We start from the raw sequence: 10653 nt of genomic DNA on the forward strand, positions 1-10653 counted from the left end.
CGCAACATTCCGGGCAAACGTCATGTTGGCGGCCTGTCTGATTTGGCTGCAATAAACTTTTTAGAAACAGCCCCTAGCGCGCAAAGGGGTTCCCCTCCCCCCACACCCCCCAACCCCTCCCCAAACGCGCTTTACTGCCTCCCTGCTCCGGCGTCACGACATCCAAGCCGTCCCCCAACCCCACCGCAGCCAAAATCTGTACAAAAAGCCGGACGGTTAGCGCTGTCCGGCCTCTTTTTCATCCCGGTAGGGGACAAAACAGCCACGCGACGCCTTGCGGGCCGCGCCGCCCGACATGTACCCTGCCAAAAGTTTTGGGAAAGGAGAGGGGAGCGCGAGGGGAAGAGGGATAACCGTTTTTCAAAACGGTTTCCCTCTCCTTCTCGCATGACTACTATTTTAAGGCGTTGTACAAGCCACGTCATACCCCGGGGCGACACAGGAGCCTTACGGGCATCGACAGTTCCCTCCAAAGCGCAACATCCCCCGGCGTGATCACGCCGGGGGATGTTGTTTAGTTGGGCGGTATCCCGGGGTCAGGCGTTGTCCGACGCCGGGGACGGGGCCGCGGGCTCCAGCGGGTTGGCGGGCTTTTCCACGGCGGCGGGCTTCTTTTCGGGCAGGGGCGCTTCCACCACCGTGCCGTCCGGCAGCACCATGGACAGGGCCCGCACGGGGCAGGCCTCCATACAGGCGGTGATGCGCTTGCCGTTCTCTTCGCGCCAGGCTTTGCACATGTCGCAGCGTACGGCCACTTCGCGGCGAGTACGCTGGGCCATGGTCTCCGCGCCATCGGCGTTCATGTCCGGCATGCCGATGGTGTCCAGGGTGATGGTACCGTACGGACAGACGGCGATACAAAGTTTGCAGGCCACGCACAGCTGTACGCGCATGTTGATCCGCCCGTCCTTGTCCTGTTGCAGGGCCCCGGTGGGGCAGATGGCGCAGCAGGGGGCCGGGTCGCACTGATGGCAGCGTACCGTCGTGCGGAAGCCTTCGGCCTTGACCACCTGCACGCGCGAGACGAGCACGTCGCGGTGCTTCATGGCCTCCTTGAAGCTCATGCCGTGATGGGCCGCGATGCAGGCCACTTCGCAGCGGCGGCAGGCGCGGCACTTGTCGGGGACGACTTGGATATGTTCGATCATGGTATTTTCTCCGCTTCCACTTCAAGGCCCATGAGGGTCAGCCCGTGCCCGCCGCTGAAGTGCAGGCGCTCACCGCCGCAGGCCGGACAGACGAAATGCCGCCGGGTCAGGGCAAACGTCGCGCCGCAGGCGTCGCAGCGGCAGTCCAGCGGGGCCGTTTCCAGCACGAGCTCCGCCCCCTGCGCCGGGCCGTCCTCGGCAAAAAGCTCAAAACAGGCCCGCAGGGTCTCCGGCTCCACGCAGGAGAGCAGCCCCAGCCGGCAGGTGAGGCGGCTGATGCGCTCCACCCGCCGGGTTCCGGGTCGGGCGTTATGCTCCTCCACGGCCCGCACGGCCGTACGGAGCAGCCCCTGGACGAGCGCCGCCTCGTGCATGCCCTGCCAATCAGCGCTCCGTGCAGGAGACGCAAGGGTCGATGCTGTTGGTGATCAGCGCCACATCGGCCACGGTGCAATCCCGCATCATGACGCCGAGGGCTTCCCAGTTCATGTAGGACGGCACGCGCCATTTGAGCCGGGCCGGCATATCCGTGTCGTTGGTGCGGATGTAGTAGAAGACTTCGCCGCGCGGCGCTTCGCTGCGGGCGCAGGCTTCGGCCGGATGGATCTGGTTCATGGGCGCGGTCACCGGCCCGTCGGGGCACTTCTCGCAGCACTGCCGGATGATGCGGAAGGACTGGAAGACCTCGTCCAGGCGTACCAGCGTCCGGCTGTTGACGCAGCAGCCGTCCCGGTGGATGACGTCGAATTCCAGCTCGGGATAGGCCGCGTAGGGCGAATCCTTGCGCACGTCATGCGTGATGCCCGACCCGCGGGCCACAGGGCCCACCACGCCCAGCCGCACGGCGTCCTCAAACGGCAGCAGACCAAGACCGCGCGTGCGGCCCAGCAGCATGGGGTCGTTGTCGTAGATGTCGCGGATCTCGTCCACGGCTGGCTCCACCTTGTCCAGCATGGACAGGATATAGTCGAAATGCCGGGGCTCCACATCGCACTTGACGCCGCCGATGCAGTTGGACGCCAGGTTCATACGGTTGCCGTAGACGGTCTCCTTGATGTCCTGCATCATCTCCCGCACTTCCATGACGTGCATGAACAGGGATTTGTAACCGATGATGTGCGCCTGGATGGCCGTGTTGAAAAGGTGCGAGGCCACCCGCTTGATCTCTTCGGCCATGACGCGCAGATACCGGGCGCGCGGCGGGATGACGATGCCCAGCACGTTCTCCACGGCCATGCAGTAGGTGAAGGAATGGCTGTTGGAGCAGAGCGAGCAGACGCGCTCGGTCAGGGTGGTGTTCTGGATGAGGTTGCGCTGGCTGGCCAGGGCCTCCATGCCGCGGTGCACATGCCCGGAGGTGAGCTCCACCTTGCGGATGATCTCGCCATCCACGGTCAGATGAAAGTAGACGGGCTCCTCCAGCGCCACATGCACCGGCCCGAGGGGCATTTGAAAGGTCGTGGGCGTGCTCATGCCATGTTCCCCCTGTCCTTGAGGATGCGTTCCCAGAGGTCGGTGGTGCAGGCCCCGTTCATCATAACCGACAGCGGCACGGCCTCATTGAGCACGCCCGCGTCCAGCTCCTCGTCCAGGAAGAGGCGGCGCGGGTCGGGGTGCCCTTCCACCCGGATGGCGTAAAGCTCCATCATCTCTCGCTCATGCCAGTCGGCATTGGCGAACAGGGGCGTGATGGACGGCACGCTCGGCCATTCGCTGCCCAGATTGACCGTAAGGTTGTAGATCACGCCCTCCAGCTCGAAATGGTAGCAGATCTCCTGCTGTTGCTCGCTGAGCTGATGCCGGTTGTACGCCGAGATCATGCACAGCCGCGCGCCGGCCTCCTTCAGACGGGCGGCGGCCTGCGTCAGACGGCGCGGCTGGGGCAGCTTGAACCAGTGGTACGCGTTGCCGTAGGCGTCCGTACTGTGATGGACGGCGGCGGGGGAGCCGCTGTCGCCGGTCAGCGCGTCGATGAGCGCCGGACGGCCCTTGATGATTTCCTGCATGACTATCCTTTGCCCGGGGGGGCGGCTTATTTCTTTACGGGAGCGGCCGACGCGGCCACGCTGTCGTCATGCGCCCGTCTCTCGCCGTGGGCGGGCAGGTGGCAGGCGTTGCGCTTGGCGTCCTCGATCTGGCGGCACTTGGGGCAGAGATGCCGAATGACGTCAGGATCAAGGGTCGTGTTGTGCGCATAGAGCTTGCGGGCCAGCGGCAGCGGGATGGGGCGGATGAGCGTGCCGCAGTGGGAGCAGGGCTCATAGGTGATGGTCTGCTGCTCCAGCATGCCGTACTTGTCCGCCTCCACATGGGCATGATGCCAGTCATTGTCGATGGTGATGGCGCCGGTGGGGCAGTAATGCCGGCAGGAGGCGCACAGACAGCAGGAATCCTGCCAGACGCTGATGGTATAGCCCGTCCCGTCCTCGCGGTGTCGTATGTTGATGGCTCCGGCCGTGCAGGAGTAGCGGCACATGCCGCAGCCCATGCAGAGCTCGGGATCGATGCGCACCGTACCGCGGATGCGCTCCGGCGAAAAGGTCTCTCCCAGCGGGAAGGGATCCGTGCTCGGCCCCTCAAGGAGATTGCGGAAAAGGATCTTCAGAAAGCCTGCCATATTCACTCCTTGGGGGGATGGCCCGCCCGGCGGGATGGCGTCAGCATGCCGCAGACATGATGACAGATCCCGCAGCGCCGGCAGGCGCTCTCCCCTTCCATACGGGCATTGAGGGACGTCAGTTGCGCGGCGAGACGGGCAAGCGCGGCGCCCAGCCGGGTCCGCAGCCGCCGCAGGAGCGAGGCGGCCCCGTGGTTCGCGCTCATGTTGCGCCCCGCCGTCATCCTAGGCCTCCAGCCCCAGCTTCCTCAGCCAGATCTGTTTGGCCAGCACCACGCCTTCCAGGATGGCCTGGGGGCGCGGCGGGCAGCCGGGCACGTTGACGTCCACCGGGATATGCCGGGAGATGGGCCCCTCGATGGAATAGCCCTCCCGGAAGACGCCGCCGGAAATGGGGCAGATGCCCACGGCCACCGTGACCTTGGGCTCGGGAATCTCGTTCCAGACGGTCAGCACCCGGTCCCGCACGCGGGTGGTGAGGGGGCCGGTGATGAGCACGATGTCCGCATGGCGGGGGCTGCCGCAGTACCGGCAGCCGAAACGCTCCACATCATAGCGGGGGATGCAGGCCGTGGTGGCCAGCTCCACGTCGCAGCCGTTGCAGGAGCCGGCATTGATGCGAAAGAGCCAGGGCGAGCGCACCGACATTTTCTTGAGCAGGGTATCAAGGCTCATGGCCGCCTCCTTACAGGGCCCAGACGAGCAGCAGGCTGCACAGCGCCAGCGCCGTGGGCACGGTCACATAAAAACGAAAGGCCTGATCGATGCGGAAACGCCCGGTGGCCGACTTGACCAGCGTCAGCGACACCAGCATGAGCCCCAGACACTTGGCCAGGAACCAGAGCAGATTGAGCGGCCAGTGCTCGGAAATGAGCCCGGGGAAAAAGAGCGCCACCCCCAGCCCCAGCACCACGAAGGTCTTGAGCGCGCCGCCCATCTGGTAGAGCGCCAGCAGCGGCCCCCCGTATTCCAGCAGGGGACCTTCGATGATCTCCGTCTCGGCCTCGGGGATGTCGAACGGCACGACGCCCATAGTGCCGGGCAAAAAGATCAGATAGGCCGCCAGCGCCGGCATCATGGCCGGATGAAAGCCCAGCGAGCCCTCCGCCAGCTGCCAGTCGATGATCCGCAAAAGCGAGAATTCCGCCGTACCGCCGGTCTGGGAACCGATCATCATGGCCACGGCCAGCAGGATCATAAGCAAGGGCATCTCGTAGGCCAGCATGAGCAGCATCTCGCGCGAGAAGCCCACCGCGCCGAACGGCGAACTGGAGGCCGAACCGCCCAGCATCATGGCGATGGCCGGGATGGGCAGCAGGTAGAAGAGCACCAACAGATCGCCCATGTCGTACAGCCCGCCGAAGACGCCGGGCACGGGGATGAAGGCCGCACAGACGGCCATGCCCGCAAAGCCCACCACCGGCGCGGCCAGGAAGACGCTCTTGCAGGCCGTGCGGGGGATGAGGGTCTCCTTTGTGCAGAGCTTGGCGATGTCCAGCCAGGGCTGGGTGAGCGGCGGCCCCACGCGGCGTTGCAGGCGCGCTTCCACGCGGCGGTCCAGCGCCTTGTAGAAGAGCCCCAGCGTCAGCGCGAAGAGCCCGCCGGGAAAGAGGGTCATGTGCAGGATGGCATAGAGGATCTCGCTCATGCTTCAGGCTCCTTGCTGGCGCGTTCGCCCTGTGCGGGATCGGGCGCGCCGGGGATCTGTCCCAGCAGGTGGACAAGGCCGCCGTAAATGCTTGCGGGCTTCATGCGGCTGGTGGCCGTCTCCGGCGGCAGGCCGCAGGCATGCACGTCGATCTCGCGCAGGCGCACGAAGCGCTTGACGAAGAGCAGCCCGCCGCCCACGGCCAGCAGCATCATAACGGCCATGCCCGTAGCGTTCCAGGCCCCTGGGCCGCCGGTCACACCGGCCGGCGAGACGGGCAGCGGTGCAAGGCCGTACTCCAGCAGCACCACATTAATGGGCCAGAGCGCCAGCCCGGGGAAAACGCCGGTCAGCACGCAGCCGGCGGCCAGGATGCTCATGGGCACGCGCATGACGGGCGGCACTTCGCTGATGCGCTCCAGATGCGGCGCGGGCTGCCCGAGGAACGCCGCATGGAGGAACTTGGCCACATAGGCAAGGGTGATGACGCTGCCCAGAAGGGAGAGCAGCGCCAGCAGCGGCTGTCCCGCCTGCATGAGCCCGTGGTAGATGAGCCATTTGGAGCTGAAGCCGCTGGTCGGCGGCACGCCCACCAGCGACAGGCCCGCAATGGCGAACATGGCAAGGGTGAAGGGCATGCGGCGGCCCAGTCCGCCCAGATCCTCCAGCGTCTCGCAGTGGCTGGCGAACATCACCGCGCCGCAGACGAGGAAGAGCAGGTCCTTGAAGAAGATGTGGTTCACCACATGCAGCAGCCCGCCCGCGTAGCCCAGCGACCCTCCCGCCGCCACGGCCAGCACCATATAGCCGATCTGGCTGACCGTGGAATAAATGAAGACCAGCTTGATCTGATTGGCCACCAGCGCCTGGAGGGCCGCATAGACGATGGTGATGCCGCCTATCCACATGGCGGCGAGACGCATGCGCTCAAGGGCCTCGCCGGACATCAGGCGCGCCGCCAGCGCGGCCCCGCCCAGCAGCAGGAAGAGCTTGATCAGTCCGAAGATGGAGCTTTTCAGCAGCACGGAAGAAATGAAACCCGACACCGGCGTGGGGGCCACGGCCGGATGCATCTGCCAGTCGATGCGCAAGGGAAGCTGAGCCGCCTTCATAAGGAAGCCCACCCCCACGAGGCAGAAGCCCAGCACGAAGGGCACGCCCGCATTATGCCACTGCAGGGTGGAGATGGTGGCCGCGATCTCCGTGGGCCGGGCGCTCATGGCCAGATTGCCGCCCAGGAAGCAGACGCCCACGAAGATGAAGCCCGCGCCGCAGACGTTGAAGCAGAAGTACTTGAAGGCCTCGCGCAGGGAGAGGGCATCCCCCTCGTGCGCCAGCGCCAGATAGAGCGTCCAGGCACTCATTATCTCCCAGAACAGGAAGAAGCTGAACAGGGTCTGCGCGGCCGCCATGCCCACAAGGCCGCCGCACATGGCCGTAAAGGCGCAGTAGAACCGCCACTGGCTGTGGCTGTGGCTCATGTAGCCCAGCGCATAGACCACGTTGAGCGCGCCCAGCAGCGGCACCAGGAGCGCAAAGCCCCAGGAGAGCGCATCCAGATAGTCTCCCTGCGCCACCACAAGGCCGGCGGTCAGCAGCAGGACGAGCAGCGAAGCCACCCCGGCCAGCCGCGCATCGTGCCGGAAAAAGGCGGGCGCCAGCGCCCCGAAGATGGGCAGGGCCACGAAGGCGGGCCAGAGCCCCGTGTCGGCGAAGATGAGCAGCAGGGGCGACGGCAGCCGGAAGCCGCCGTCAGGCTGCACAAGGGCGGATACGGCGGGCGTCAGCGCCATGTCCAGCAGCCAGGGCGCGATGCCCGGCACGAGACAGAGCAGGGCCAGCACCAGCAGGGCAAGGCGTATGAAGAGGGGCGCTTCCGCCACGGCCGGCAGATGCGCCGGGCGCTGTTCAAAAACCAGCGTCCTCAGAATGCGGATATAGTAGACCGCCCCCACCAGCGAGCCGATGAGGATGAGCGCGCCCAGCCAGAGATAGCCGGCGTCCACCACGGCTTTTACCATGAGATACTTGCTCAGAAAGCCCCCGAAGGGCGGCAGGCCCATGATGGTGATGAGCCCCACGCACATGCAGGACACCGTCCACGGCATCTGCCCTCCCAGGCCGCGCAGGTCCTCGAGGCGGCGCGATCCGGCCCGCAGGATGAGCGCCCCGGCCCCGAGGAAGAGGAGGTCCTTCATAACGGCGTGCATGGCCACATGGGCCAGGGTGGCGTAGGTGGCCAGCACCGTGCCCATGCCCAGGGTGAGGGTGATCTCGCCCAGCTGCCCCAGCGTGGAGAAGGCCAGCAGGCGCTTGATGTCCTGCTGGCGCAAGGCCATGAGCTCACCGTACACGAGGGTGAACGCCCCCATGAAGACCAGCCCCGTGCCGAACCAGGAGAGACCGTAGAGCCCCGGAGCGCTCCGCAGGGCGGCGGCGGCCGGGAACAGCAGCAGGAGGAGGCCGAAAATGCCCATCTTGGTGATGATGCCCGACAACGGGGCGGACACGGACGAGGGCGCCGCCGGATGCGCGTCAGGCAGCCAGGAATGGAGCGGGACCAGACCGGCCTTGACGGCGAAACAGGCCAGACAGCAGAGCAGCCCGGCCTGGACGGCGGCGTCCGGCAGAAGCTGCATATGCTGGAAGACAGCGACAAGGCCCGTCTTCCCGTCGCCCAGCAGGGCGATGCCGGGCATGAGCAGCAGCGCGCCGCCCGCGCACATGAGATAATACTTGAAGCCGGCATCGAACGCCGCCCGCCGTCCCTCATGCACCACGAGGAAGTAGGAGGCGAAGGTCATCAGTTCCCAGTAGCCGTACAGCGCCCCGAGATCGGGCTCGCTCACGATGCCCGCCAGGGCGGCGAAAGTCAGCGGCAGGAAGAACCAGTAACGCGCCGGGTGTTCGTCATGGGCCATGTAGTCCAGCGAATAGCAGCTGACCACCACGGCCACGAGACCGATGAGCGCAAGGAAGAACTGGGAGAGACCGTTGACGGGATAGATGAAGACACTGGCCAGCGCCAGCGCCGAGGTCAGCACCACGGTCCAGGGAGCAAGCCGGTTGCGCAAGAGACAGCCCGCGCCGCCCAGCGCCGCCCCGGCATAGAACAGCCAGAAGGCCACATGCGGCTCGGGATGATGCAGCGTGATGGGCGACAGCCACCCGCTTTCCAGAAAGGATATCATCTCGTTGCGGAACAGGCCCGCCAGCGCCACCACCAGCGCAAGGAGCACGGAGAAGACGCCGGCCCGTCCCCCTTCCGGCAGCGCGGGGGCATGGGCGGGCCGCGATTCCAGCAGCGCCACCCGCACGGCATGCAGATTCAGCGCGAGGAGGACCAGCGTACAGGCCAGCATCAGCAGCATCAGCGGCAACGCGAGCTCCGGCGACGGCGAGCCGTAAATGTATCCCTGGACGAAGCGCAGGCGCGCCTCCGGCACGAAGAACGGCGATCCGCCCACACTGGCCATGAGCCCCAGCCCCAGCAGCGCCCCGCTGACCGGACGCTGCCGCCCGACGCCGCGCAGCGCGCTCAGCGCCGGCGTGAGCCCTTTGGCGAGATCGCCCAGCGCGCTCAGGGCCAGCAGACGGGTCGCGGCCTGGAAAAGGATGAACAGGGGGAGCGCATCGGCCAAGGCGGGAGCCGGACACTCCAGCGCGATGCACACCACGCCGGCGTCCTGCAACGCCCCCCAGCAGATGAGGCGTTTCAGGTTCTCGCGCTGTCGTACGGCCTGCCAGGTTCCGAAAAGGAGAAAGAGCAGTCCCGGCACAAGGAGGACGGGAAAACCGGCCAATGCGGTGGATATGGTCATACGCGCCCCGGACGTTGGCTGTCCGCCTGTTCCGCTCCCGGAAGGGCACGGCCTGCGACCGCCCTCTCCGCGCGGACGCCGGACAGCAAAAACGGACAAAAAAATCCCTTCACAAGCGGCCAGCGTAGCGGAATTGTCCCTGCCTTGCAAGCCGGTACGCCTGTCGGGCCGCACCGGGATCCCGCTTTTCCCGTCCGTCGTCGCCCGCTTGTGAAATCCGCGACATGACCGCCCTGTCCGAAGGCGCGCCCCGGCGGTCGTCGTGACAAACTATATTGACATATCAAGTTATATTGATACAAGATGTGTCATCACGTCACTCACCGTTGAAAGGAGCACATCCATGACGACCATCGGCAGCCTGCTGCGTGAACGCCGCGAGCCCTTCATTTCCTTTGAATTTTTCCCGCCGTCCGATCCGGCGCAACTGCCCGCCTTCTACGAGACGGCGGCCCGCCTCAAGACACTCGATCCGCTCTTTGCTTCGGTGACCTATGGCGCGGGCGGCGCCAAGCAGCGGAACACCCTGTCTGTCACGGCGGAGCTCGTGCGGCGCGGCTTCCAGGTCATGGCCCATCTGACCTGCGTGGGCGCGGAGCAGGAGCGCGTCAGCGCCTTTCTGGAAGATCTGCGGGCCGCCGGCGTACAGGACGTGCTGGCTCTGCGGGGCGACGCCCCGGCGGATCAGCCGCACTGGGACTGGGAGACCGGGCGCTTCCGCCATGCGCTGGATCTGGTGCGCTTCATCCGGCGGCAGATGCCGGACATGGGCGTGGCCGTGGCCGGCTACCCCTGCCCGCATCCCGAATCGCCCAGCTATGCGGCGGACAGGCACCATCTGGCCGAAAAGATCGCGGCGGGCGCGGACTTCGTGGTGACGCAGCTCTTCTTCGATGTCCGCGAATATGTGGAGCTTGTGCGCGGCCTGCGGGCGCAGGGCTTCAGCACGCCGGTCATCCCCGGCATCCTGCCCATCCAGAGTTTCGACTCCCTGCGCCGCGTGCTGCGCCTCTGCGGGGCCAACATCCCCGGCAAATTCTATCTGGAGCTGGAAGAAGCCGACAAGAAAGGCGGCGTGGAGGCCGTGCGCGAGGCCGGCTTGCGCGTTGCCGTGCGCCAGATCCGCCGCCTGCTCGACGAGGGCGCGCCGGGCATCCACCTCTACACCCTCAACAAGGCCGACATGTGCCTGCGCCTCGTGGAAGAGGCCGGCCTGTAACCACCGCGGCGCGCGTACTTGTTTGGGGGAAGGGGGATTCCTTTCTCTGCTTTTGTCGCAGGATGGCGGCTTCAGCCTGGCGTCCGGGCCGGCTCGCCTGCGCGGCGGGCGGCAGGGGGTAAGGGGCCTCGGCGGCCCCTTACCCCCTACGACCCCCAACCCCGCCTTGGGACAGCCTGCCCTGACGAACATCCGGCAGG

10 protein-coding genes are annotated in these 10653 nt (G+C 66.3%); 1 reads left to right on the forward strand and 9 read right to left on the reverse strand.

Going from position 1 to position 10653, the window contains the following annotated elements:
- Nucleotides 1-536 precede the first annotated feature (536 nt).
- The 9 genes from Q0J54_RS11110 to Q0J54_RS11150 are packed head-to-tail and all read right to left on the reverse strand — an operon-like array spanning nucleotide 537 to nucleotide 9234.
- On the reverse strand, nucleotides 537-1148 hold the full coding sequence (locus tag Q0J54_RS11110; protein WP_296305715.1) for a 4Fe-4S dicluster domain-containing protein: 612 nt from the start codon (nucleotides 1146-1148) through the stop codon (nucleotides 537-539).
- A complete protein-coding gene (locus tag Q0J54_RS11115) occupies nucleotides 1145-1522 on the reverse strand; it encodes a hydrogenase maturation nickel metallochaperone HypA (RefSeq protein WP_296305716.1) in 378 nt (125 codons plus the stop codon). Before Q0J54_RS11115 ends, Q0J54_RS11110 begins: the two co-directional genes overlap by 4 nt.
- Nucleotides 1523-1532: 10 nt before the next feature.
- Nucleotides 1533-2621: a nickel-dependent hydrogenase large subunit gene (locus tag Q0J54_RS11120; protein ID WP_296305718.1), complete on the reverse strand. Its 1089-nt coding sequence runs from the start codon at nucleotides 2619-2621 to the stop codon at nucleotides 1533-1535.
- Nucleotides 2618-3154: an NADH-quinone oxidoreductase subunit C gene (locus tag Q0J54_RS11125; RefSeq protein WP_296305720.1), complete on the reverse strand. Its 537-nt coding sequence runs from the start codon at nucleotides 3152-3154 to the stop codon at nucleotides 2618-2620. Before Q0J54_RS11125 ends, Q0J54_RS11120 begins: the two co-directional genes overlap by 4 nt.
- 26 nt (nucleotides 3155-3180) lie before the next feature.
- The gene (locus tag Q0J54_RS11130; RefSeq protein WP_296305722.1) at nucleotides 3181-3765 is read right to left on the reverse strand and encodes a 4Fe-4S binding protein; all 585 of its coding nucleotides are present in this window, start codon (nucleotides 3763-3765) and stop codon (nucleotides 3181-3183) included.
- Nucleotides 3766-3767: 2 nt separating this feature from the next.
- On the reverse strand, nucleotides 3768-3971 hold the full coding sequence (locus Q0J54_RS11135) for a hypothetical protein (RefSeq protein ID WP_296305725.1): 204 nt from the start codon (nucleotides 3969-3971) through the stop codon (nucleotides 3768-3770).
- A gap of 19 nt (nucleotides 3972-3990) precedes the next feature.
- The gene (locus Q0J54_RS11140; RefSeq protein WP_296305728.1) at nucleotides 3991-4440 is read right to left on the reverse strand and encodes an NADH-quinone oxidoreductase subunit NuoB; all 450 of its coding nucleotides are present in this window, start codon (nucleotides 4438-4440) and stop codon (nucleotides 3991-3993) included.
- Nucleotides 4441-4450: 10 nt separating this feature from the next.
- Nucleotides 4451-5413, reverse strand: coding sequence for a respiratory chain complex I subunit 1 family protein (locus tag Q0J54_RS11145; protein ID WP_296305731.1), 963 nt, complete (start codon nucleotides 5411-5413; stop codon nucleotides 4451-4453).
- On the reverse strand, nucleotides 5410-9234 hold the full coding sequence (locus Q0J54_RS11150; RefSeq protein WP_296305733.1) for a proton-conducting transporter membrane subunit: 3825 nt from the start codon (nucleotides 9232-9234) through the stop codon (nucleotides 5410-5412). The genes Q0J54_RS11145 and Q0J54_RS11150 overlap by 4 nt, the downstream gene beginning before the upstream one ends.
- Before the next feature lie 343 nt (nucleotides 9235-9577).
- Between Q0J54_RS11150 and Q0J54_RS11155 the strand changes: the two genes are divergently transcribed.
- Nucleotides 9578-10453, forward strand: a complete 876-nt coding sequence (locus Q0J54_RS11155) for a methylenetetrahydrofolate reductase (protein ID WP_296305735.1) — start codon at nucleotides 9578-9580, stop codon at nucleotides 10451-10453.
- Nucleotides 10454-10653 lie beyond the last annotated feature (200 nt).

The sequence above is a fragment of the uncultured Desulfovibrio sp. genome, from assembly GCF_944324935.1.
In the GTDB taxonomy this organism is placed as follows: domain Bacteria; phylum Desulfobacterota; class Desulfovibrionia; order Desulfovibrionales; family Desulfovibrionaceae; genus Desulfovibrio.

Coding starts and splice junctions, on each gene's coding strand:
- Q0J54_RS11150 (WP_296305733.1), bottom strand. CDS start 9,234: ATGACCATATCCACCGCATTGGCCGGTTTTCCCGTCCTCCTTGTGCCG.
- Q0J54_RS11130 (WP_296305722.1), bottom strand. CDS start 3,765: ATGGCAGGCTTTCTGAAGATCCTTTTCCGCAATCTCCTTGAGGGGCCG.
- Q0J54_RS11120 (WP_296305718.1), bottom strand. CDS start 2,621: ATGAGCACGCCCACGACCTTTCAAATGCCCCTCGGGCCGGTGCATGTG.
- Q0J54_RS11125 (WP_296305720.1), bottom strand. CDS start 3,154: ATGCAGGAAATCATCAAGGGCCGTCCGGCGCTCATCGACGCGCTGACC.
- Q0J54_RS11135 (WP_296305725.1), bottom strand. CDS start 3,971: ATGAGCGCGAACCACGGGGCCGCCTCGCTCCTGCGGCGGCTGCGGACC.
- Q0J54_RS11145 (WP_296305731.1), bottom strand. CDS start 5,413: ATGAGCGAGATCCTCTATGCCATCCTGCACATGACCCTCTTTCCCGGC.
- Q0J54_RS11115 (WP_296305716.1), bottom strand. CDS start 1,522: ATGCACGAGGCGGCGCTCGTCCAGGGGCTGCTCCGTACGGCCGTGCGG.
- Q0J54_RS11140 (WP_296305728.1), bottom strand. CDS start 4,440: ATGAGCCTTGATACCCTGCTCAAGAAAATGTCGGTGCGCTCGCCCTGG.
- Q0J54_RS11110 (WP_296305715.1), bottom strand. CDS start 1,148: ATGATCGAACATATCCAAGTCGTCCCCGACAAGTGCCGCGCCTGCCGC.
- Q0J54_RS11155 (WP_296305735.1), top strand. CDS start 9,578: ATGACGACCATCGGCAGCCTGCTGCGTGAACGCCGCGAGCCCTTCATT.